The organism is Rhizobacter sp. P2_D12 (assembly GCF_056404395.1).
In genome coordinates this window covers 15994-38501 of sequence record NZ_JBFUEB010000027.1, presented here as the reverse complement: position 1 = coordinate 38501, position 22508 = coordinate 15994, and the positions used below count along the sequence as shown (strand labels likewise).

The following is a 22508-nucleotide window of genomic DNA, read 5'->3' as shown; positions in this document are numbered from 1 at the left end:
CTCCGTTGGGGCGACCGGGCTTGCGCTCAGTCCGTCGAATAGGTGGCTTGCAGCATCACGACGCTGAGGTCCGAGCCGCCGACCGCGCGTGCGGTGACCCTGAAGCTGGTGCCTCCGCCGATGTTCTCGACCAGGCAGCGTGGGTTGGACGCCAGGCCGGCACCGGTCATCGTCACGTCGACGCCGTTGGCCGTCCACGTCGCTTCGGTGTCCCAGTTGGCCGCCGTCGGCGGCGCGGTCGGCGTCAGGATCTTGGCAGTGGGGTAGGTGGCGGGCGATGAGGTCACCTGCAGCAGGCAGGCGCGAACCGCCGCTTCGGCGGCCTGCAGGGCCTTGTTGCGGTCGCGCGCATTGCCGGCCATGCGCTCGTCCATCGCCGTCGAGCGCAGGCTCGACACCGTGATCAGCGTGATCAGGACCAGCATCACCATCATGATGATCAGGATCGCGCCCTGCTGGGGACGGGCGGCCTTCACGTGCTTGAGTTTCATGGCGACGCGTATGTGATCTTGTTGCGGACGGCGACCGTGGTGCTGAACACGCGGCGGTCGAAGCGGGTCCCGGTGGTCGGGTAGGTGACGGTCACGTCGGACACCTTGCCGGTGGTCGGCAGCGTGACGTCGGCTTCCGCAGCGGCTGGGCCGTGCGTCAGCAGGCTCATGCGCACCGCGATCACGCGCGACCAGTCGCCGACCGCACTGGCGGCCACGTAGTTGCCATCGATGACGCCGTCGGGTTCGGCGGTGGTGTCGAGGCCGAAGCGCACCTGGAGGTTCTCGACGCCTTCGATCAGCTCCTGTTCGACCCCTGCATCCGTGCCTGTCGAATCGCCGTCGAAGGTGCGCCGGTAGAGCGACGTGGTGTTGCCGCTGACCGAGCGCTTGACGTAGTAGACGACGGTCTGCAGCGGAAACACCTCGGACGAGGCCTGCGGATAGACGTTGCTGGCGCTCAGGCCACCGCTGACCCCGAGGGTGGTGCCGGCGGCCGACACCTGGAATGCCTGGGCCGCCGAGCAGTTGGCGATCAGCGCATAGCTTCGGGCGCACAGGCCCGACACCTTGTCGGTCGTGCCGTCGCGGCACTTGCCCGCCGTGCCGTTGTTCTCGATGCTCAGCGTCGTGGCCGAGCCCACGGCCGCCGCCGTCAGGCGGATCGGCGGGCCGGAGATGGTCCGGATCACGAGCACGTCGCTGCCGGGCGTCAGGCCGACGCTGGAGATCGACGTGATGGGAATGGTGTTGCTGGTGCCCGTGGTGTTGTTCTCCCACGAGGCCGCCGTGGTGATATCGGCCGGGTTGCTGCTGCTCAGCGTCAGCGCCGAGCCGGTGATGGCGTACTTGTAGCCCTCGATGCCGACGGCGAAGTTGGTGCCCAGGCCGACGGCCAACGAGTTCGTGAAGCCGGTCGTGCGGTTCGTGAAGCAGCCCTGGTAGCCCACCATGCGCGCGTCCGACGACAGGAACTGGAAGGCCAGGCGCACGTTCTGCTGCAGCGTGCTCAGTTGGTCGACGCGGCGCACGGCGTTCTTGCTCGTCAGGTAGATGGAGGTCATCACGCCGGTGAGCACGAGGCCCAGCGTGAGGGCCACCATCATCTCGACCAGCGAGAAGCCGGTCTGGCGCAGCCGCGACGGCGCGGAAGTCTGCAATGTCATGGGGAACCCTTTCAAAGCCGGCTCACGGTGGTGAAACTCTGGCGCGGCGAATCCGCATTGCGGTTGTCGAGCCACTCGATCTCGATCGTCACCGACCGGTCGTTGGCCACGCTGATCCGGCCCTTGCCGTCCGGCAGCAGGGCCTCGATCTGCTCCTTCCAGTCCTTCAGGTCCGTCTGGTAGATGAAGGTCAGCGGCGTGATCGACGACGACGTGCTGGCCAGTTCGGTGTTCCAGCGCAGGGCGAGCGCGTTGTCGCGGTCGACGCGCATGCGGTCGAGGATGTCGTCCGCCAGCGCCGTCGCCTGCGAGCGGAACAGCGAGCTCTGGTTGTACGAGAGCGTCCTGCTCTGCAGGCCGGCCAGGCCCAGCATGCCGAACGAGAAGATCACGAACGCGACCAGCAGTTCGATCATGCTGACGCCCGATTGGCGCCGTTTGCGGGGGCTGCGATTCAGCTGCATGTCAGTCCAGTCCTTGTCACGGGCAAGAAACGTTGTTGGCATAGAGGGCGGCCCGCCCGACCATCGACACCTGGATGACGCGGCCCGGCAGCGACGGGATCGACGCATCGCAGACCTTGAAGTAGGCGATGGCACCGGAATACTTTCCGCCGAGGGCATTGAACGTCAGGTACAACCGGTCGGGAACGGCGGAGGCGGTGGCCGTGGTGTACGTCGAGCCGCTCAGCGTCACGCGCGTGATCGTGGTCTGGCCGGTCACCGCCGCGCTTTCGCGGATCACGTTGCCGTCCGCAGCGGTCGATCCCTTGGCGCCGTCGCCATCCGCGTCGGTGAAGATCTGCCAGCCGGACTGGAACACCGGACTGGCGGTGGCGGTGGCCAGCAGCGTCACCGGCTGCCCGCGGCGCGTGGCCTCGGATCGGGCCAGGTTCAGCGCGAGGATGAATTCGTTGGTCTGGCTGGTCAGCCGGTTCGACGCGATCAGCCTGCTGAACGACGGCGCGGCGATCGTGACCATGATGGCCATGACAACCAGCGTGACCAGCAACTCGATCAACGTCACACCGAGGTCACGCTGGGGGTATCGCATGCGGTAATTTGTGTTGGAGTGTGTGGTGGCCATGGGTCGTCCTCTGCGCAAATTATCCGTGTTGCCCCCTGCGAGAAGGGCACCGGATGTCGGCCCGAAGTCGCCGCCTGTCCGTGAAACCCTGCGACGGACGGCAAGCGCGGGCTGCGGGCTTTCCCCTATCATTCGGGCTCCGCATCAGACGTCGCCCCAACGGGCCGCCGGTTCCGATCCATGTCGACCCCCCCCTCCGCGGCGCCCGCCGCGCCTGTGTTCATCGAGTTGCGCGACGTGACGTGCGGCTACGGCGACCGGGTCATCCTCGAGAACGTCAACCTCAGCGTGCCGCGCGGCAAGGTGCTCGCGCTGATGGGCACCTCGGGCGGCGGCAAGACCACGGTGCTGCGGCTGATCGGCCGCCAGCTGCAGCCGATGAAGGGCCAGGTGCTGTTCGACGGCGTCGACATGGCGACGCTCGACGAGGCCGGCCTGTACGCCGCGCGGCGCCGCATGGGCATGCTGTTCCAGTTCGGCGCGCTGTTCACCGACCTGTCGGTGTTCGACAACGTCGCGTTCCCGCTGCGCGAGCACACCAACCTCGGCGAGGCGATGATCCGCGACCTGGTGCTGATGAAGCTCAACGCGGTCGGGTTGCGCGGTGCGCGCGAGCTGCTGCCGTCGCAGGTGTCGGGCGGCATGGCGCGCCGCGTCGCGCTGGCCCGGGCGATCGCGCTGGATCCCGACCTGATCATGTACGACGAACCCTTCGCCGGCCTGGACCCGATCTCGATGAGCGTCGCCGCGACGCTCATCAAGGACCTGAACCACGCGCTCGGCGTCACCAGCATCGTCGTCTCGCACGACGTCGACGAGACCTTCCTGATCGCCGACCACGTGGTCTTCATCGCCAACGGCAAGATCGCCGCGCAGGGCACGCCGGCCGAGATGCGGGCCAGCGACGACCCGCTGGTCAAGCAGTTCGTCAACGCGCAGGCCGACGGCCCGGTGCGCTTCCACTACCCGGCGGTGTCGGTGGAAGAAGACTTCAGCGCGGGAGCGGCACGATGAGCTGGTACAACCCGGCCGACGTCGGCTTCTCGGTGCGCAGCAAGCTGGCCGACATCGGCGATGCGGCGCGCCTGTTCTTCCGCCTGTTCCGCCTCGGCAGCGCGAGCTTCGGCAGGCCGCGCCTGGTCAGCGACCAGGTGTTCTTCCTCGGCAACCACTCGCTGTCCATCATCACGGTGTCGGGGCTGTTCGTCGGTTTCGTGCTGGCGCTGCAGGGCTACTACACGCTGCAGCGCTACGGCTCGGCCGAGGCGGTGGGGCTGCTGGTGGCGCTGTCGCTGGTGCGCGAGCTGGGGCCGGTGGTGACGGCGCTGCTCTTCGCCGGCCGCGCGGGCACCTCGCTCACCGCCGAGATCGGCCTGATGAAGGCGGGCGAGCAGCTGTCGGCGATGGAAATGATGGCGGTCGATCCGGTCAGGCGCGTGCTGGCACCGCGCTTCTGGGGCGGCGTGATCGCGATGCCGCTGCTGGCGGCGGTCTTCAGCGCGGTCGGCATCGTCGGCGGATGGCTGGTGGCGGTGCCGCTGATCGGCATCGACGCCGGCTCGTTCTGGTCGCAGATGCAGGGCGGCGTCGACGTGTGGGCCGACGTCGGCAACGGCGTCATCAAGAGCCTCGTGTTCGGTTTCACCGTCACCTTCATCGCGCTGCTGCAGGGCTACAACTGCAAGCCGACGCCCGAAGGCGTCTCCGCCGCCACCACGCGCACCGTCGTGATGGCTTCTCTTGCAACGCTGGGGCTCGACTTCGTGCTCACGGCGATGATGTTTTCGATCTGAGGAAAGAGGCGACGATGCAAAAATCTCGTCATGACGTGTGGGTGGGGCTGTTCGTGCTGATCGGCGCGGCGGCGGTCTTGTTTCTCGCGCTGAAGGCCGGCAACCTGCTGAGCCTGAACTTCGACGAAACCTACCCGGTGATCACCAAGTTCGACAACATCGGCGGGCTCAAGCCGCGCGCGGCCGTCAAGAGCGCCGGCGTGGTGGTGGGCCGCGTCGAGTCGATCGGTTTCGACGACAAGAGCTACCAGGCCCGCGTGACGCTGCAGCTCGAGAAGAAGTTCGCCTTCCCGAAGGACAGCTCGGCCAAGATCCTCACCTCCGGCCTGCTCGGCGAGCAGTACATCGGCCTGGAGGCCGGTGCCGACGAGAAGAACCTGGCGGCCGGCGACGTCATCTCGCAGACGCAGTCGGCGGTGGTGCTCGAGAACCTGATCAGCCAGTTCCTCTACAGCAAGGCGGCGGATTCGGGCTCGCCCGCGGCCGCCGCGGCCCCCGCCAGCGGAGCGAAGAAGTGAAGCTGCACGGCTTGCGCACCGCCTTCGCGGCGCTGGCCGTGGCGTGGCTGGCGGCCATGACCGGTTGCTCGACGATGGCCCCCGGCCCCGACGGCAAGCCGGTGCAGCGGGTCGATCCATGGGAGAGCTGGAACCGCAAGGTCTACAACTTCAACGACGCGCTGGACACCGCGGTGCTGAAGCCGGTGGCCACCGCGTACCGCGACACCGTGCCTCAGCCCACGCGCCGCGGCATCGGCAACATCTTCGGCAACGTGTCCGACCTGTGGTCGGCGTTCAACAACATGCTGCAGGGCAAGGTCGACTCCGGCATGCAGGACGTGATGCGCGTGACCACCAACACCATCTTCGGGTTGGGCGGCTTCTTCGACGTCGCCACCGAGATGGGCCTGGACCGCCACAACGAGGACCTGGGCCAGACGTTCGGCCGCTGGGGCATCGGATCCGGGCCGTACGTGGTGTGGCCGTTCTTCGGCCCGTCGACGCTGCGCGATTCGTTCGCACTGCCGGTCGATCGCTCGGTGTCGCCGGCATTGTTCATTGCCGACAGCCCGGCGCGCTATGCGGTGACCGGGCTCGGCTTCGTCAACGACCGCGCGGCGCTGCTGGGCGCGAGCGGCATGCTCGACGACATCGCGCTCGACAAGTACACCTTCATCCGCGATGCCTACCTGCAGCGCCGGCGCAGCCTGGTCTACGACGGCGAGATCCCCGAGTCGAAGGACGAGCGCTACGACCAGGACGAGGCACCGGCTGCGCCCGACGATGCCGGCAAGCCGCCGGCGCCCGCAGCGGCGGCGTCGCAGCCCAGGCCCTGAACGCCCACGAACCAACTTCACATGCAGCAACACGGCGGCGGCCAACCGACAGACAGCGCAGGCCGTTGAGGCTGTGTCGAGAGACAACAGGGCGAACTCCGGAAGCGATCCCTGCTCCAATCGGCTTCGCTCTCCAGAAAGGAAGAATCAGATGCTCAGCAAACGTTTTGTCACATGGATGTCCGCCGCCACGCTCGTGGTGGCCAGTGCCGCCGCGATGGCGCAACAGGCCCCGGACCAGCTGGTGAAGCAGGTTTCCGGCGAGGTGCTCGAGGCGGCCAAGGCCGACAAGTCGATCCAGGCCGGGGATGTGAGGCAGGTCTCGGCGCTGGTCGAATCCAAGGTGATGCCGCACGTGAATTTCCAGCGCATGACCGCGTCGGCGGTTGGCCGCTACTGGCGCCAGGCGACGCCCGAGCAGCAGAAGAAGCTGCAGGACGAGTTCAAGACGCTGCTGGTGCGCACCTATTCGGGCGCGCTCGCCCAGGTGCGCGACCAGACCGTGCAGCTCAAGCCGATGCGCTCGTCGCCGGAGGACAAGGAGGTCATCGTGCGCACCGAGATCCGCGGCAAGGGCGATCCGATCCAGCTCGACTACCGCCTCGAGAAGGCCGCTGACGGCTGGAAGATCTACGACGTCAACGTGCTCGGCGTGTGGCTGGTCGAGAACTACCGCAACAGCTTTGCACAGGAGATCGGTGCTGGCGGCATCGACGGCCTGATCGCCAAGCTGGTCGAGCGCAACAAGGCTGCGGCCGGCAAGAGCTGAGGCGCCCATGCTGCTGCTGCCTGCCACCATCACCCTGCGTGAGGCCCGCGACACGCAGCGCATGCTGTCGCAGGCCTTGCAGCAGGAAGCGAAGACCCAGGCCGAGGCGACCGTCACGGTGGACGCTTCGGGCCTGACGCAGTTCGACTCGGCCGCGCTCGCGGTGCTGCTCGAATGCCAGCGCCTGGCGCAGGCCTTCGGCAAGGGCTTCGCGGTGCGTCATGCACCATCCAAGCTGGCCGAATTGGCGCGGCTGTACGGCGTCGACACGCTTTTGCTCAAGTAGCCCGGATGCCAATCCGGGATGCACGCACAAAGCCGTTGGTTCGGCGAAGGCGCACCCCGCCGGCCCGCCCGCGCCTTCGCTACTCGGCCGAAGCGTAGCGCTTGGCCCGCAGGTTGCGCTTGATCTCCTGCAGCATCGGGCGCAGCTCGCTGCCCAGGCGCAGCGCGACGCCGGTGGTCAGGATGTCGATCACGATCAGGTGCAGCAGCCGCGACACCATCGGGCTGTAGCGGTCGTAGTCTTCCGGGTGGTCGGCGGCCAGCAGGATCTGGTTGCTGCCGGTCTGGCCGATCTGCGCCAGCGGCGAACCGCTGGCGGTGATCACGATCGTCGTCGCACCCTTCTTGCGCGCGATCTCGGCCACGTCGATCAGGTCGCGGCTGCGGCCCGAGTTCGAGATGATCACCACGCAATCGCCCGGCTGCAGCATCGTCGCGCTCATCACCTGTACGTGGCCATCGCTGATGGCCAGCGCATTGACGCCCAGGCGGAAGAACTTGTGCTGCGCGTCCTGCGCCACGATGCCCGAATTGCCGACCCCGTAGAACTCGATGCGGCGCCCGGCCCGCCCGGCCTCGGCCAGCGCCGAGATCGCGCGGTCGAAGGCCAGGCCGGCGGCATCGTTGCGGTACTTCAGCAGCGCACTGACCGCGTTGTCGACCACCTTGACGACGATGTCGCCCGGCTTGTCGTCCTCGTCGACCGCGCGGTGCACGAAGGGCACGCCCTCGTTGACGCTGCCGGCCAGCTTGCGCTTGAAGTCGGCCAGCCCGTCGTAGCCGACGCTGCGGCAGAAGCGCACCACCGTCGGCTTGCTGACATGCGCCCGGTCGGCCAGCTCGCTGACCGGCAGGCTCGCGAAGCTGCGCGCATCGGCCAGCACCAGCTTGGCCACGCGCTGTTCAGCAGGCGGCAAGGCCGGGATCGAGGCACGGATGCGGTCCAGCATGGGAGGCGGCCCGGTGCGAATTACTGCTCTTCCGACCAGGCGAAGCCGTCGCGCGCGACCAGCGCGCTCGCGGCAGCCGGGCCCCAGGTGCCGGCGGCGTACGGCCGCGGGCCGGTGTTGTCCTTGCTCCAGGCATCGAGCACCGGCTCGACCCAGCGCCAGGCCTGCTCCTGCTCGTCGCTGCGCACGAACAGGTTCAGCCGGCCGGCGATCGCGTCGAGCAGCAGGCGCTCATAGGCACCGACGCGGTTCTCGGCAAACGCCTTGTCGAAGTCCAGGTCGAGCGACACCGGGGCCAGCTGCTCCTGCTGCCCCGTGCCCTTGGCGGCCAGCAGGTGCAGCTCGAGCCCGTCTTCCGGCTGCAGGTTGATCACCAGCTTGTTCGGCTGGTTGTGGCCCGGGAAGATGCTGTGCGGCGTGGGCCGGAAATTGACGACGATCTGCGCATCGCGCGCCGCCAGCCGCTTGCCGGTGCGCAGGTAGAAGGGCACGCCGGCCCAGCGCCAGTTCTGCACCTCGGTGCGCAGCGCGACGAAGGTCTCGCACTGGCTGCCCGCCGGCACCTTCACCTCCTGCAGGTAGCCGACCACCGGCTGGCCGCCGGCCGTGCCGGCACGGTACTGGCCGCGCACCACGTCGCGGCCGACGCTCTCTTCGGTGAAGGGCTTCAGCGAGCGCAGCACCTTCAGCTTCTCGTCGCGGATCGCATCCGCATCGTTGCGCGACGGCGGTTCCATCGCGATCATCGTCAGCAGCTGCAGCGCATGGTTCTGCACCATGTCGCGCAACGCGCCGGTGCGGTCGTAGAAGTCGCCGCGCGTGCCGACGCCGATGGCCTCGGCCAGCGTGATCTGGATGTTGGCGATGCTCTCGCGGCGCCACAGCGGCTCGAACAGCGCATTGCCGAAGCGCAGCGCCATCAGGTTCTGCACCGAGGGCTTGCCGAGGTAGTGGTCGATGCGGAAGGCCTGCGTCTCGCTGAACACCGAGCGCACGACACGGTTGATCTCCTGGGCGCTCTGCAGGTCATGGCCGAGCGGCTTCTCCAGCACGACGCGGATGCGCGGCGTGTTGAGCCCGGCCACGCCCAGTTGCTCGCAGATCTGCGGAAACAGGTGTGGGCTGGTCGCCAGGTACAGCACCGCGGTGTCCGCGTTGCGCTCCTCGAGCCACTGCTTCAGCCCGGCGTAGTGCTCAGGCTTGGACAGGTCCATGCGCCGGTAGTGCAGCATGTCGGCGAAGCGGGCGAACTCTTCATCGGTCGGCCGCTTGGCGCCTTCGACCTCCTGGAAGCGGTCCTTCAGCCAGCCGCGGTACTTGTCGTCGCTCTGCTCGTCGCGCGCCACCGCCAGGATGCGGCCGCCGCTCGGCAGCTTGCCGTGGCGGAAGGCCTGGAACAGCGCCGGCATCAGCTTGCGCCATGTCAGATCGCCCGTGCCACCGAAGAAAACAAGATCGAAAGACATGCCGGAACCTTGTGGAATTTGACCTGGGGATGTAATTTAGTTTCACGCGGATGATGCCCAAGTTTCCGGGCAGCGTCAACGAAACCCGGGTTGCACGAGGGCTGGCGCCAGGGTGCATCATGCGGGCGATGGAACCGCGGGTTACTTTCTGAAAACAAACCGATGGTACGAGGCGGATGCCGCGCGTCTGCCGGGTTCTAATTTCTTCCCTGTGCTCAACAGCGTCTTGCCATGAATCAACTCGACCAGATCAAGCAGTTCACCACCGTTGTCGCCGACACGGGCAACTTCAAGCAACTGGCGCAGTTCGCCCCGAAGGACGCGACGACCAATCCGTCGCTGATCCTGAAGGCGGTGCAGAACGCCGACTACGCGCCGCTGCTCACCGAGGCGGTGGCGCAGCACAAGAGCCTGCCGCTGGAGGGCATCGTCGACCAGGTGCTGGTGCGCTTCGGGCTGGAGATCCTGAAGGTGGTGCCGGGCCGGGTGTCGACCGAGGTCGATGCGCGGCTGAGCTTCGACACCGCCGCCAGCGTGGCGCGGGCGCGCCGCATCATGGAGCTGTACGAGGCCGCCGGCATCGGCCGCGAACGCGTGCTGATCAAGCTGGCGTCCACCTGGGAGGGCATCCAGGCCGCGCGCATCCTGCAGCGCGACGGCATCAACTGCAACCTGACGCTGCTGTTCTCGTTCAGTCAGGCGGTGGCCTGCGGCGATGCCGGCGTCAAGCTGATCTCGCCCTTCGTCGGGCGCATCTACGACTGGTACAAGAAGTCGGCCGGCAGCCAGTGGGACGAGGCGGCCAACGCCGGCGTCAACGACCCGGGCGTCAAGTCGGTCGCGCACATCTACAACTACTTCAAGAAGTTCGGTGTCGCCACCGAGGTGATGGGCGCGAGCTTCCGTAACGTCGGCCAGATCATCGCGCTGGCCGGCTGCGACCTGCTGACGATCAGCCCCGAGTTGCTCGCGCAGTTGCAGGGCAGCGAGGCGCCGATCCCTCGCCTGCTCGATCCGGCGAAGGCGAAATCGGCCGACGTGCATGCCGCCACCTTCAACGAGCCGAGCTTCCGCTTCGCACTCAACGACGACGCGATGGCGACCGAGAAGCTGGCCGAGGGCATCCGCACCTTCGCCGCCGATGCCATCAAGCTCGACAAGCTGATCGAAGGGATGAAATGAGCACCTTCCCGCGCTGCGACCGCACCTCGGCCTGGGCTGCACTGGCCGGGCATTTCGAGGCCCATGGCCGCGATTTCGACATCCGCGAGGCGTTCGCGCGCGACGCCGGCCGCTTTGCCGCGCTGAGCTTCGAGGCGCCGGAGATCTTCGCCGACCTGTCGAAGAACCGCATCGACACCGCGACGCTGCAGTTCCTGCTGTCGCTGGCACGCGAATGCGGCATCGAGCCGCAGCGCGACGCGATGCTGCGCGGCGACCCGGTCAACGTGACCGAGGGCCGCGCGGTGCAGCACGTGGCGCTGCGTGCGCCCGAAGGCGCGTCGCCGTTCGGGCGCGAGGTGCATGCGGTGCTCGACGCGATGCTGGCCTATGCCGAGACGGTGCGCGACACCGCCGCCAGCGGCATCCGGCACGTGGTGAACATCGGCATCGGCGGCTCCGACCTCGGCCCGCAGATGGTCGTGCCGGCGCTCGACAGCTTCGTGCACCCGGGCATCGCGTTCCACTTCGTCTCCAACGTCGACGGCCACGACATCGCGCCGGTGCTGCGCCGCGTGAAGCCCGAGGAGACGCTGTTCATCGTCGCCAGCAAGACCTTCACGACCCAGGAGACCATGGCCAACGCGCACGCGGCCAAGGCCTGGTTCCTTGCACAGGGCGGCGAAGACATCGGCAAGCATTTCGTCGCGACCACCACCAACGTGAAGGCGGCGGCCGAGTTCGGCATCCACACCACCTTCGGCTTCTGGGACTGGGTGGGCGGGCGCTACTCGCTGTGGTCGGCGATCGGCCTGCCGATCGCGCTGGCCATCGGCGCCGACAACTTCCGCTCGCTGCTGGCCGGTGCGCATGCGATGGACCAGCACTTCGCGCAGGCGCCGCTCGAGCGCAACCTGCCGGTGCTGCAGGGCCTGGTCGACGTCTGGTACCGCAACTTCCACCGCTTCACCAGCCGCAGCATGGCGCCGTACCACCAGGGCCTGAAGCGCCTGCCGGCCTACCTGCAGCAGCTCGAGATGGAAAGCAACGGCAAGCGCGTCGACATCGATGGCGAGCCGCTGCCCTTCGGCACCAGCCCGGTGGTGTGGGGCGAGCCGGGCACCAACGGCCAGCACGCCTACTTCCAGATGCTGCACCAGGGCACCGACGTGATCCCGGTCGAGTTCCTGCTGGTGCGCCGGCCGACGCATTCGCTGAGCGACCTGCACACCAAGCTGCTGGCCAACGGCCTGGCGCAATCGCAGGCGCTGATGCTCGGCAAGACCACCGAGCAGGCGATGCAGGAGAAGGCGCCCACCGCGTCGGCCACGCTGGATGCGTTGACGCTCGCGAAGCACCGCACCTTCCCCGGCAACCGCCCGAGCACGACGCTGGTGCTCGACGAACTGACGCCGCGCAGCCTCGGGTCGCTGATCGCGCTGTTCGAACACCGCGTGTTCGTCAGCGGTGCGCTGTGGCGCATCAACAGCTTCGACCAGTGGGGGGTCGAGCTCGGCAAGGCCTTGTGCAACGAGCTGCTGCCGAAGCTGGCCTCGGGCGACACGAGCGGCCTGGACGGCTCGACGGCCGGGCTGCTGGCGCGCCTGCGCCGCTGACCCGCCGGCGATGCGGCTGGTCTTCGATTTCGGCGGCGTCGTCTTCCGCTGGAGACCGCACGAGCTGCTGCAGCGCATGCTGCCGCAGCGCGGCCTCGACGACACGGCGGCGCGGGCGCTGGCCGCGGTGTTCTTCCAGGGGCATGGCGACGGGTTGTGGGCGGCGTTCGACCGCGGCAGCGTGACACAGGACGAGCTGGTGCCGCTGCTGGCGGCCCGGACCGACGTCGACGCGGCCTCGGTGCGCCGCATCATCGCCGAGGTGCCGGCCGAACTGCGGCCGCTGCCCGACACGGTGGCCTGGATCGAACGCCTCAGCGAGGCCGGGCACGTGTTGCACTACCTGTCGAACATGCCGGCGCCGATCGCGGCCCACCTGCTGCGCGCGAACCCGTTCCTGGCGCGCTTTCGCAGCGGCGTGTTCTCGTCGCACGTGTCGCTGATCAAGCCCGAGGCAGCGATCTATGCCCTGGCGCAGCGCGCGTTCGGTGCGCAGCCCGGCGAGCTGCTGTTGCTGGACGACACGGCAGTCAACATCGAAGCGGCGGCCGCCGCCGGCTGGCAGGCACAGCTGTTCAGCGATGCGCCGTCGTGCCAGGCCGCGCTGTCGCAGCGCGGCCTGCTGCCTCAGCCCTGAGCGGGCGGCGTGGCCGGCACCGGAGCCGGCTGGGTGACCACCGGGGCCCGCATCACGCGCGTCTTGCCGTTCGACGACACGAGGATCACCGGCTCGCCCGGCACCAGCGTCTCGGTGCCCTTGGCCTGCACGATGGAGCGGCGTTCGCCGTTGCGCAGTTGCACCAGGATCTCCAGCGCTTCCTCGCGCGTGCCGGCACGCTCGATCGCGTTGCCGACCACCGCGCCGGCCACCGCGGCCAGCACGCCGACGGCCACCGCCTCGCGGTGTCCGCCGACCGAGGCGCCGGCCACGCCGCCGACGACACCGCCGGTGACGGCGCCCGCGCCGGACTGCGAACCGTCGATCACGACCGGCCGCACCGACAGCACGGTGGCATCCTGGATCTGCGACAGCCGCTGCGCTTCATTGCGCGACACGACGTCGGGGCTGCTGGTCGCGCAGGCGCTCAAGGCGGCTGCGACGGCCACGGCGATCAAAAGCTTGTTCATGGGGTCACTCCTCGTTGCTCGTCTGCATGGACGAGCCAGCCGTGCGGCAAGTTCCGCGGCGGCGATGTAAAGAAAGCAGAAGCCCTGGACCGGCGCTCAGGCCCGCAAGCGGCTGTGCCGCGGCACGCTGGCCAGCAGGAACTCCATCTGGTCTGCCAGTATGCGCCGGCCGCGCAGGATCATGTCCTCGTGCAGGCTCGGCACGTAGGGCAGGTACAGCAGCGACATGTGCGCTTCTTCCGGCATCCGGTTGCCCTTGTGCCCGTTGCAGGCGCGGCAGGCGGTGATGCAGTTCATCCAGCTGTCGTTGCCGCCGCGCGAGGTCGGCACGATGTGCTCGCGCGTCAGGTCATCGGCATGGAAGCGCCCGCCGCAGTAGGCGCAGACCTGGCGGTCGCGGGCGAACAGCTTGGGGTTGGACAGCGCCGGCGTCTGCCGCCAGGCCCGGCTCGGCACCGCGCCGCGCACCGCGATGATCGGGTGCACCTCGATGCGCGATTGCAGCCCGGTGCGCCGCTGCATGCCGCCGCGCAGCACGTAGAAGGCGTCGCCCAGCGTCCATGCGACGCCGTCGCTGGCATAGATGACGGCCGCCTCCTTGGCTGAAATCCAGGATTGGGGTCGACCGGACACATCGAGCTGGAGCACTTCCACGGATGATCTCCTTCCTCGGAGAGTAATCCAATCAGCGCGGTTCGCTCAATAGGTGGCGCGAATACTGCAGTGCGCCGACGCCACAGGCCTCGCTGTCACACGCCCATCACCGGCTGCGGCGATAACACGTGATTCGGGTTAACCCCCGGATCACGCGCCCTGTCGTCGCTTTCTAGGCACTAAACCCTAGAAAAACACCGGGCTTGCTCGAAATTGCAGCGCGGGATCTGCACGGAGCCTGCAAAATAGAACGACCGTTCGATTTTGTGGATGCGCCCCGTGACCGACACGACCGACACCCCTGTGACCGCCCGCCCGGCCCGCGACGTCTCGAAGACCCTGCAGAAGGGCCAGCAGACGCGCGCGACCATTCTCGAAGCCGCACTCGGCCTGGCCTCGTCGATGGGGCTGGAAGGCCTGTCCATCGGCGCACTGGCCGAGGTCACGCAGATGAGCAAGTCCGGCGTGTTCGCGCACTTCGGGTCGCGCGAGGAACTGCAGATCTCCGTGATCCGCGAGTATCACGCGAAGTTCGAGGAAGAAGTGTTTTTCCCTGCTGTGCGTGAGGCCCGCGGGCTGCCGCGGCTGCAGGCGCTGTTCGAGCGCTGGGTCAAGCGGGTGTCGATCGAGCTGGATTCGGGCTGCATCTACATCAGCGGCGCGGTCGAGTTCGACGACCGGCCGGGCCCGGTGCGCGACGCGCTCGCGACCATGGTGCAGGCCTGGCACACCGCGCTGCAGAAGGCGATCCGCATCGCGATCGACGAGGGCCAGCTGCGCCCCGACACCGACCCGCTGCAGATGCTGTTCGAGATCCACGGCCTGATCCTGGCGCTGCACCACGACGCACGCTTCCTGCGCATCCCCGGTGCGCTCGACCGGGCCCGCACCGGCTTCGACCGCGTCGTCAGCTACTACGCGGTCGCCCCCACCGACAAGGCGGCGCGCCCGGCGCGCCGCTGAAACCTGTTCTCTCAATTTCCCCAAGGAGTTTCCCCGATGGCCCAGTACACCCCGCCGCTGCGCGACATGCAGTTCCTGATGAGCGAAGTGCTGAACGTGGTCGATGAATTGAAGGCGCTGCCGGCACATGCCGACATCGATCTCGACACGATCAACGCCGTGCTCGAAGAAGGCGGCAAGTTCGCGTCGCAGGTGGTGTTCCCGCTGAACCAGGGCGGCGACGAAGAGGGCTGCACGCTCGACAAGGGCACGCACGAGGTCCGCGCGCCGAAGGGCTTCAAGGAAGCGTACGCGCAGTACGTCGAGGGCGGCTGGCCGGCGCTGAGCTGCGACCCGGCCTTCGGCGGCCAGGGCCTGCCGCACGTGGTGAACCAGTGCTTCTACGAGATGCTGAACTCGGCCAACCAGGCCTGGACCATGTATCCCGGCCTGTCGCACGGCGCCTACGAGGCGCTCCACGCGCACGGCACCGACGCGCAGAAGGCGCTGTACCTGCCCAAGCTGACCAGCGGCGTGTGGACCGGCACGATGTGCCTGACCGAGCCGCACTGCGGCACCGACCTCGGGCTGTTGCGCACCAAGGCCGAACCCCAAGGCGACGACACCTACAAGCTGACCGGCAACAAGATCTTCATCTCGGCCGGCGAGCACGACCTGGCCGAGAACATCGTCCACCTGGTGCTGGCGCGCCTGCCGGATGCGCCGGCCGGCTCGAAGGGCATCTCGCTGTTCGCCGTGCCCAAGTACAACGTCAACGCCGACGGTTCGCTGGGCAGCCGCAACGGCATCTGGTGCGGCGGCCTGGAGCACAAGATGGGCATCCACGGCAATGCCACAGCGCAGATGGTGCTCGAAGGCGCGGTGGGCACGCTGGTCGGCCAGCCGAACAAGGGCCTGGCGGCGATGTTCGTGATGATGAACGCGGCCCGCCTGGGCGTCGGCATGCAGTCGCTGGGCCTGACCGAGGTGGCCTACCAGAACGCCGTCGCCTACGCGAAGGACCGCATCCAGATGCGCGCGCTGTCGGGCCCGAAGAACCCGGACAAGCCGGCCGACGCGATCATCGTGCACCCGGACGTGCGCAAGATGCTGCTGACCGCGCGCGCCTACGCCGAAGGCGGCCGCGCGCTCGCGATGTGGACCACGCTGCAGCTCGACAAGGAGCTGGCCTCGGACGACGAGGACGTTCGCAAGGACAGCGCCGACCTGGTCGCGCTGATCACGCCCATCATCAAGGCCTTCATCACCGACAACGGCTGGATCGCCACCTCGCACTGCATGCAGGTGTTCGGCGGCCACGGCTACATCAAGGAATGGGGCATGGAGCAGTACGTGCGCGATGCCCGCATCAACATGATCTACGAGGGCACCAACACGATCCAGTCGCTGGACCTGCTGGGCCGCAAGGTGCTGAGCGACAACGGCGCCAAGCTGAAGAAGTTCGGCAAGCTGGTGCAGGAGTTCGTCGAGGACGAAGGCACCAACGAGGCGATGCAGGAGTTCGTCAACCCGCTGGCCGACCTGGGCGACAAGGTCACCAAGCTGACCACCGAGCTGGGCATGAAGGCCTTCGGAAACYCCGACGAAGTGGGCGCGGCCGCGGTCGACTACCTGCGCGTCGCGGGCCACCTGGTGTTCGCGTACTTCTGGGCGCGCATGGCCAAGGTCGCGCTCGCCAAGGTGGATGGCGGCGATCCGTTCTACAAGGCCAAGCTCGCGACGGCGCGCTTCTACTTCGCCAAGCTGCTGCCCGAGACCGCGTCGCTGATCCGCACCGCGCGCAGCGGCCTGAAGCCGCTGATGGAGATGGACGAGGCGCTGTTCTGAGTCCGCCCGTTTCCGCGACGAATCACGACAACCAGGAGAGACAAGCGATGAAGAGACTGCTGCTGGCGCTGGCCGCCGCGCTGACCGTGTCGGGCGCGTTCGCGCAGGGCACGCCCGCCGGCCTGTGGAAGACGATCGACGACAGCACGAAGAAGGAGCGCTCGCTGGTGCGCATCGCCGAGAGCGACGGCGTGCTCAGCGGCAAGCTCGAGAAGCTGCTGGACCCGGACGCGAAGCAGGACGCCGTCTGCGACGAATGCAGCGACGAGCGCAAGGGCCAGCCGCTGGTCGGTCTCTCGATCATCCGCGGCGTGAAGAAGAGCGCGGACACCGACGGCCTGTGGGACGGGGGCACCATCCTCGACCCGGCCAACGGCAAGACCTACAAGCTGCGGCTGAAGCCGGTCGACGGCGGCAAGAAACTGGAAGTTCGAGGCTATGTCGGCGCGCCGCTGTTCGGGCGCACCCAGACCTGGGTCCGGGTCGAGTAGGCCTCTGTTCAAACTACGCAAAGGAGAAGAAACATGAGTCGCTTCAACGTCCGCAAGGTCGCCGTCCTCGGTGCCGGCGTGATGGGCGCGCAAATCGCCGCCCACCTGGTCAACGTCAAGGTGCCGGTCGTGCTGTTCGACCTGCCCGCGAAGGAAGGCCCCAGGAATGGCATCGTCACGAAGGCCGTCGACGGCCTGAAGAAGCTGAAGCCGTCGCCGCTGGGCATCCCGGAAGACGCCGCGCTGATCCAGCAGGCCAACTACGAAGAGCACAGCGAGCTGCTGAAAGACTGCGACCTGATCATCGAGGCCATCGCCGAGCGCATGGACTGGAAGCTCGATCTGTACAAGAAGATCGCGCCCTTCATCGCGCCGCACGCCATCGTCGCGAGCAACACCTCGGGCCTGTCGATCACCAAGCTGTCCGAAGTCCTGCCCGAAGAGATCAAGCCGCGCTTCTGCGGCATCCACTTCTTCAACCCGCCGCGGTACATGTACTTGGTGGAGCTGATCCCGACCCCGACGACGCGGCCTGAGATCCTCGACCAGCTCGAGAGCTTCGTCACCACCGCGGTCGGCAAGGGCGTCGTGCGCGCGAAGGACACGCCGAACTTCATCGCCAACCGCGTCGGCATCGCCGGCATGCTGGCAACGATCAAGGAAGCCGAGAACTTCGGCCTGGCGTACGACGTCGTCGACGACCTGACGGGCAAGAAGATGGGCCGGGCCAGCTCGGGCACCTTCCGCACCGCCGACGTGGTGGGCCTGGACACGATGGCGCACGTCGTCAAGACGCTGCAGGACAACCTGAAGGACGATCCGTTCTTCCCGAGCTACGCGACGCCGCCGGTGCTCGCCAGGCTGATCGAGCAGGGCGCGCTGGGCCAGAAGAGCGGTGCCGGTTTCTACAAGAAGGTCGGCAAGGACATCCTGCGCCTCGACCCGGCCAAGGGCGACTACGTGCCGGCGGGCGGCAAGGCCGACGAGATCGTCGCGCGCATGCTGAAGAAGGCCGCGCCCGAGCGCCTGAAGCTGCTGCGCGAATCGAGCAACCCGCAGGCGCAGTTCCTGTGGGCCATCCTGCGCGACAGCTTCCACTATGTCGCGGTGCACCTGGCCGACATCGCCGATTCGGCGCGCGAGGTCGACTTCGCGATGCGCTGGGGCTTCGGCATGCAGCAGGGCCCGTTCGAGCTGTGGCAGGCAGCCGGCTGGAAGCAGGTCGCCGAGTGGGTCAAGGCCGACATCGAGGCCGGCAAGGCACTCAGCAAGGCGCCGCTGCCGGCCTGGGTGTTCGACGGCCGCGATGGCGTCCACGCCGCCGAAGGTTCGTGGAGCGCCGCGCAGAAGACATACATCCCGCGCAGCACGCTGCCGGTGTACCAGCGCCAGCATTTCCCCGAGAGCGTGCTGGGCTCGGGCGCCGCCGAGCCGCTGAAGGCCGGCACCGAGGAGTTCAAGAACGAGGAAGTGCGCGTCTGGTCGCTCGACGGCGAGGTGCTGATCGCCAGCATCACCGCCAAGCTGCACCTGATCAGCCCGACCGTCACCGAAGGCCTGCTGAAGGCGGTCGAGATCGCCGAGGCGAAGTACAAGGGCCTGGTGATCTGGTCGCCGGACGATGTGTTCTCGGCCGGTGCCAACCTCGAGGCGCTGATGCCGGTCTTCATGAAGAGCGGCGCCAAGGGCATCGCGCCCGAAGAGAAGAAGCTGCAGGACGCGATGCTGCGCATCCGCTACGCGCAGGTGCCGGTGGTGTCGGCGATCCGCGGCATCGCGCTGGGCGGTGGTTGCGAGCTGGCCGTCCACTCGGCGCGCCGCGTCGCGGCGATGGAAAGCTACGTCGGCCTGGTCGAAGTGGGCGTCGGCCTGATCCCGGGCGGCGGCGGCCTGGCCTACATCGCACGCCGCGCGGCCGAGATGGCGAGCGCCGCGAATGCGAACGCCGACATCCTGAAGTTCCTGACCGACGGCTTCACCAACGCCGCGATGGCCAAGGTGGGCACCAGCGCGATCGAGAGCCGCAAGCTCGGCTACCTGCTGTGGAGCGACGTGGTCGTGCCGAACAAGGACGAGCTGCTGTTCGTCGCGATCCAGCAGGCCAAGTCGATGTTCGACAGCGGCTACCGCGCACCGGCGAAGACGCTGTTCCCGGTGGCCGGCCGCAACGCCATCGCCACCATCAAGGCGCAGCTGGTCAACATGCGCGACGGCGGCTTCATCAGCGCGCACGATTTCCACATCTCGGCGCTGATCGCCCACGTGGTGTGCGGCGGCGACGTCGATGCCGGCTCGCTGGTCAGCGAGGAGTACCTGATGGCGCTGGAGCGCAAGCACTTCTGCGGGCTGCTGGAGCACCCGAAGACGCAGGAACGGATCATGGGGATGCTGCAGACCGGCAAGCCCGTTCGCAACTAAGCGGAGAACAGAACATGAGCAAGCAAGTGCAAGACGCCTACATCGTCGCCGCCACCCGCACGCCGATCGGCCGTTCGGGCCGGGGCTACTTCAGGAACACGCGCCCGGATGACCTGCTGGTCGCGGCCATCCGCAGCGCGATGACCCAGGTGCCGACGCTGGACCCGAAGGCCATCGAGGACGCCATCATCGGCTGCTCGTTCCCCGAGGGCGAGCAGGGCATGAACATGGCCCGCATCGCGGTCGCGCTGGCCTTCCCGCAGCCGGTGGGCGGCGTGACGGTGAACCGCTTCTGCGCGTCGGGCGTGACGGCCATCCAGATGGCGGCCGACCGCATCCGCGTCGGCGAAGCCGACGTGCTGATCGCCGGCGGTGCCGAATCGATGAGCCTGGTGCCGATGGGCGGCAACAAGCCGTCGTTCAACCCCGAGGTGTTCGCCAAGGACGAGAACGTCGGCATCGCCTACGGCATGGGCCTGACGGCGGAGAAGGTCGCGGCGCAATGGAAGGTCAGCCGCGAGGCGCAGGACGCGTTCGCGTACGAGTCGCACATGCGCGCGCTGAAGGCGCAGAAGGCGGGCGAGTTCAGCGACGAGATCACGCCGATCGACGTCGTCGAGCGCTTCCCGAACCTGGCGAACTTGGGACAAGCCGGCGAGCAGGGCGCCAAGACCCGCACCGTGACCCTGGACGAAGGCCCGCGCCCCGACACCTCGCTCGAAGGCCTGGCCAAGCTGAAGACGGTGTTCGCCGCCAAGGGCAGCGTGACGGCCGGCAACAGCTCGCAGACCAGCGACGGCGCCGGCGCGCTGATCCTGGCCAGCGAGAAGGCGGTCAAGCAGTTCGGCCTGAAGCCGCTGGCGCGCTTCGTCAGCTTCGCAGCGCGCGGCGTGCCGCCCGAGATCATGGGCATCGGACCGATCGAGGCGATCCCGGCCGCGCTGCGCTATGCCGGCCTGAGCCTCAAGGACATGGACTGGATCGAGCTGAACGAGGCCTTCGCCGCGCAGTCGCTGGCGGTGATCAACAGCGTCGGCCTGGACCCGTCCAAGGTCAACCCGATGGGCGGCGCGATCGCGCTGGGTCACCCGCTGGGCGCCACCGGTGCGATCCGCGCCGCGACCGTCATCCATGCACTGCGCCGCCACAACCTGAAGTACGGGATGGTGACGATGTGCGTGGGCACCGGGCAGGGCGCGGCCGGGATCTTCGAACGCGTCTGATCGCCGCATCCGGGCCACGGCCCTTCGGAGGTGAGCATGGAGACTCGGCAACTCGAGAACGACGACGGCAGCCGGCTGTCGTTGCGCCTGTACCGCCCCGAGGGCGCCGCGACGGCCGCGGTGCTGATCGGCGGCGCGATGGGCGTGCGCCAGGACTACTACCAGCCGTTCGCGCAATGGCTGGCCGGCCAGGGCTACGCGGTCGCGACCTTCGACTACCGCGGCATGGGCGAGTCGCGCATGTCGCGTTCGCTGCGCGGCGTCGAGGCCGACCTGTTCAGCTGGGCGCGCGACTACGACAGCGCGATCGACGCGCTGCGCGACAGCGCGCCGGGGGTCCCGCTGTACCTGGTGGGCCACAGCCTGGGCGCACAGCTGCCCGGCATGCTGCGCAACCGCGGCCGGGTCGACGGCCTGATCTCGGTCGCGGCCGGCAGCGGCTACTGGCGCGACAACGCGCCGCCGCTGCGCCGCATGATCCTGTACTTCTGGTACGTGCTGGTGCCGGTCGCGGTGGCGCTGTGCGGCTACTTCCCCGGCAAGCGCCTGCGCAAGGTCGGCGACCTGCCCAAGGGCGTGATGCTGCAGTGGCGGCGCTGGTGCCTGAACCCGCGCTACCACGTCGGTGCCGAGGGCGCGGCGGTGCGCGAGCAGTTCGAGGCGGCGCGCTTCCCGCTGGTGGCGCTGTCGATCACCGACGACGAGCTGATGACCGAGCGCGGCACGCGCGTGCTGGTCGATTGCTACCCGAACGCGCCGCGGCGCATCGAGCGCATCGCGCCGCAGGACGTGCAGGCGAAGCGCATCGGTCATTTCGGCCTGTTCCGCGAGCAATTCCGCGCGACACTGTGGCCGCGCATGACGGCCTTGCTGCAGGGCTTCGCCCCGGCTTCACTGAACCCCCTGAAGGAGATGACATGAGCATCAAGACCGCCGTGCTGAACGGCGTATTCACGCTGGAGATCGCGCGCCCGGAGAAGAAGAACGCGATCACCATCGACATGTACCAGGCGATGGCCGACGGCCTGAAGGCCGCGCAGGCCGACCCGGCGGTGCGCTCGGTGCTGATCGTCGGCCAGCCCGGCATCTTCACGTCGGGCAATGACCTGGAAGACTTCATGAAGCGCCCGCCGAGCGGCATGGACTCGCCGGTGTTCGCGTTCATGCAGGCGCTGATCGGCTGCGACAAGCCGGTCGTGGCCGCCGTCACCGGCGCCGCGATCGGCATCGGCACGACGCTGCTGCTGCACTGCGACCTGGTCTACGTGGCCGACGAGTCGCGCCTGGCGATGCCGTTCGTGAGCCTGGGCCTGGTGCCCGAGTTCGCATCCAGCCTGCTCGGGCCGCAGCTGCTGGGCCGCGTCAAGGCGGCCGAGAAGATCCTGCTCGGCGATCCGTTCACCGCCGCCGAGGCGGTCGAGTTGGGCATCGCCAACGCGGTGCTGCCGAGCGGCGAGGTCGCGCTGCATGCGCGCCGCGTGGCCGAGCGCTTCAACGGGCTGCCGCCGGGGGCCGTGCGCGAGACCAAGAAGCTGTTGCGTCGCGCCGGGGCCGAGGCGACGCTCGCGACCATCCAGGCCGAGGCGGCGATCTTCGGCGAGCGCCTGGCGAGCCCCGAGGCGCGCGAGGCCTTCAGCGCGTTCTTCCAGAAGCGCAAGCCGGATTTCTCGCAGTTCTCGTGAACG

At 68.1% G+C, this 22508-nt stretch carries 24 protein-coding genes; 16 read left to right on the top strand and 8 right to left on the bottom strand.

Translation table 11 applies throughout. The features are described 5' to 3' along the window. Nucleotides 1-26 precede the first annotated feature (26 nt). From AC1DYN_RS11720 to AC1DYN_RS11705, 4 genes are read right to left on the bottom strand one after another with little or no spacing between them, the layout of a single operon-like run. Nucleotides 27-491 (bottom strand): pilus assembly PilX family protein, encoded by a 465-nt coding sequence (locus tag AC1DYN_RS11720; protein ID WP_477959554.1) that lies wholly within the window; start codon nt 489-491, stop codon nt 27-29. Continuing rightward, nucleotides 488-1657, bottom strand: coding sequence for a PilW family protein (locus AC1DYN_RS11715; RefSeq protein WP_477959552.1), 1170 nt, complete (start codon nt 1655-1657; stop codon nt 488-490). The genes AC1DYN_RS11720 and AC1DYN_RS11715 overlap by 4 nt, the downstream gene beginning before the upstream one ends. An 11-nt stretch (nt 1658-1668) precedes the next feature. Further along, nucleotides 1669-2121 (bottom strand): type IV pilus modification protein PilV, encoded by a 453-nt coding sequence (gene pilV, locus AC1DYN_RS11710; RefSeq protein WP_477959550.1) that lies wholly within the window; start codon nt 2119-2121, stop codon nt 1669-1671. A 16-nt stretch (nt 2122-2137) separates the two neighbouring features. Then, nucleotides 2138-2710: a GspH/FimT family pseudopilin gene (locus tag AC1DYN_RS11705; RefSeq protein ID WP_477959548.1), complete on the bottom strand. Its 573-nt coding sequence runs from the start codon at nt 2708-2710 to the stop codon at nt 2138-2140. Nucleotides 2711-2923: 213 nt separating this feature from the next. On the opposite strand from AC1DYN_RS11705, the gene AC1DYN_RS11700 reads away from it, so the two are divergent. The 6 genes from AC1DYN_RS11700 (at nt 2924) to AC1DYN_RS11675 (ending at nt 6927) form a co-directional block, all read left to right on the top strand. Beyond that, entirely contained in the window at nt 2924-3757 is an 834-nt protein-coding gene (locus tag AC1DYN_RS11700; protein WP_477959546.1) for an ABC transporter ATP-binding protein, read from the top strand. Continuing rightward, on the top strand, nt 3754-4536 hold the full coding sequence (mlaE, locus tag AC1DYN_RS11695; RefSeq protein ID WP_477959544.1) for a lipid asymmetry maintenance ABC transporter permease subunit MlaE: 783 nt from the start codon (nt 3754-3756) through the stop codon (nt 4534-4536). The genes AC1DYN_RS11700 and mlaE overlap by 4 nt, the downstream gene beginning before the upstream one ends. Nucleotides 4537-4550: 14 nt before the next feature. Next, complete coding sequence (gene mlaD, locus AC1DYN_RS11690; protein WP_477959542.1) at nt 4551-5054, top strand: outer membrane lipid asymmetry maintenance protein MlaD; 504 nt, start codon at nt 4551-4553, stop codon at nt 5052-5054. Further along, a complete protein-coding gene (locus tag AC1DYN_RS11685; RefSeq protein WP_477959540.1) occupies nt 5051-5872 on the top strand; it encodes an MlaA family lipoprotein in 822 nt (273 codons plus the stop codon). The genes mlaD and AC1DYN_RS11685 overlap by 4 nt, the downstream gene beginning before the upstream one ends. Before the next feature lie 151 nt (nt 5873-6023). Next, nucleotides 6024-6641, top strand: coding sequence for an MlaC/ttg2D family ABC transporter substrate-binding protein (locus tag AC1DYN_RS11680; RefSeq protein ID WP_477959538.1), 618 nt, complete (start codon nt 6024-6026; stop codon nt 6639-6641). A 7-nt stretch (nt 6642-6648) separates the two neighbouring features. Beyond that, nucleotides 6649-6927: an STAS domain-containing protein gene (locus tag AC1DYN_RS11675; protein ID WP_477959536.1), complete on the top strand. Its 279-nt coding sequence runs from the start codon at nt 6649-6651 to the stop codon at nt 6925-6927. 79 nt (nt 6928-7006) lie between these two features. Here AC1DYN_RS11675 and AC1DYN_RS11670 read toward each other — a convergent pair whose 3' ends face one another. Together AC1DYN_RS11670 and zwf are read right to left on the bottom strand one after the other, a co-directional pair. Next, nucleotides 7007-7876, bottom strand: coding sequence for a MurR/RpiR family transcriptional regulator (locus tag AC1DYN_RS11670; protein ID WP_477959534.1), 870 nt, complete (start codon nt 7874-7876; stop codon nt 7007-7009). A 20-nt stretch (nt 7877-7896) separates the two neighbouring features. Beyond that, nucleotides 7897-9342, bottom strand: a complete 1446-nt coding sequence (zwf, locus tag AC1DYN_RS11665; RefSeq protein WP_477959531.1) for a glucose-6-phosphate dehydrogenase — start codon at nt 9340-9342, stop codon at nt 7897-7899. A gap of 231 nt (nt 9343-9573) precedes the next feature. Here zwf and tal point away from each other — a divergent pair, with 231 nt between their 5' ends. The 3 genes from tal to AC1DYN_RS11650 are packed head-to-tail and all read left to right on the top strand — an operon-like array spanning nt 9574 to nt 12756. Beyond that, nucleotides 9574-10524 (top strand): transaldolase, encoded by a 951-nt coding sequence (gene tal / locus AC1DYN_RS11660; RefSeq protein ID WP_477959530.1) that lies wholly within the window; start codon nt 9574-9576, stop codon nt 10522-10524. Continuing rightward, nucleotides 10521-12119: a glucose-6-phosphate isomerase gene (gene pgi, locus AC1DYN_RS11655; protein ID WP_477959528.1), complete on the top strand. Its 1599-nt coding sequence runs from the start codon at nt 10521-10523 to the stop codon at nt 12117-12119. The genes tal and pgi overlap by 4 nt, the downstream gene beginning before the upstream one ends. A 10-nt stretch (nt 12120-12129) precedes the next feature. Continuing rightward, nucleotides 12130-12756: an HAD-IA family hydrolase gene (locus AC1DYN_RS11650; protein ID WP_477959526.1), complete on the top strand. Its 627-nt coding sequence runs from the start codon at nt 12130-12132 to the stop codon at nt 12754-12756. On the opposite strand, the gene AC1DYN_RS11645 is transcribed toward AC1DYN_RS11650, so the two are convergent. Together AC1DYN_RS11645 and AC1DYN_RS11640 are read right to left on the bottom strand one after the other, a co-directional pair. Beyond that, on the bottom strand, nt 12747-13247 hold the full coding sequence (locus tag AC1DYN_RS11645) for a glycine zipper 2TM domain-containing protein (RefSeq protein ID WP_477959524.1): 501 nt from the start codon (nt 13245-13247) through the stop codon (nt 12747-12749). The genes AC1DYN_RS11650 and AC1DYN_RS11645 overlap by 10 nt on opposite strands. A gap of 96 nt (nt 13248-13343) precedes the next feature. Continuing rightward, a complete protein-coding gene (locus tag AC1DYN_RS11640; protein WP_477959522.1) occupies nt 13344-13901 on the bottom strand; it encodes an HNH endonuclease in 558 nt (185 codons plus the stop codon). Nucleotides 13902-14171: 270 nt separating this feature from the next. On the opposite strand from AC1DYN_RS11640, the gene AC1DYN_RS11635 reads away from it, so the two are divergent. From AC1DYN_RS11635 to AC1DYN_RS11605, 7 genes are read left to right on the top strand one after another with little or no spacing between them, the layout of a single operon-like run. Further along, nucleotides 14172-14864, top strand: a complete 693-nt coding sequence (locus AC1DYN_RS11635) for a TetR/AcrR family transcriptional regulator (RefSeq protein ID WP_477959520.1) — start codon at nt 14172-14174, stop codon at nt 14862-14864. A gap of 36 nt (nt 14865-14900) precedes the next feature. Continuing rightward, nucleotides 14901-16691 (top strand): acyl-CoA dehydrogenase C-terminal domain-containing protein, encoded by a 1791-nt coding sequence (locus AC1DYN_RS11630; protein WP_477959518.1) that lies wholly within the window; start codon nt 14901-14903, stop codon nt 16689-16691. Nucleotides 16692-16738: 47 nt separating this feature from the next. Then, the gene (locus AC1DYN_RS11625) at nt 16739-17182 is read left to right on the top strand and encodes a DUF2147 domain-containing protein (protein ID WP_477959516.1); all 444 of its coding nucleotides are present in this window, start codon (nt 16739-16741) and stop codon (nt 17180-17182) included. A 33-nt stretch (nt 17183-17215) separates the two neighbouring features. Continuing rightward, a complete protein-coding gene (locus tag AC1DYN_RS11620) occupies nt 17216-19600 on the top strand; it encodes a 3-hydroxyacyl-CoA dehydrogenase/enoyl-CoA hydratase family protein (protein WP_477959514.1) in 2385 nt (794 codons plus the stop codon). A gap of 14 nt (nt 19601-19614) precedes the next feature. After that, complete coding sequence (locus tag AC1DYN_RS11615; RefSeq protein ID WP_477959512.1) at nt 19615-20823, top strand: acetyl-CoA C-acyltransferase; 1209 nt, start codon at nt 19615-19617, stop codon at nt 20821-20823. 36 nt (nt 20824-20859) lie between these two features. Then, complete coding sequence (locus tag AC1DYN_RS11610) at nt 20860-21744, top strand: alpha/beta hydrolase family protein (RefSeq protein WP_477959510.1); 885 nt, start codon at nt 20860-20862, stop codon at nt 21742-21744. Then, entirely contained in the window at nt 21741-22505 is a 765-nt protein-coding gene (locus AC1DYN_RS11605) for an enoyl-CoA hydratase (RefSeq protein WP_477959508.1), read from the top strand. Before AC1DYN_RS11610 ends, AC1DYN_RS11605 begins: the two co-directional genes overlap by 4 nt. The last annotated feature ends 3 nt before the right edge of the window (nt 22506-22508 follow it).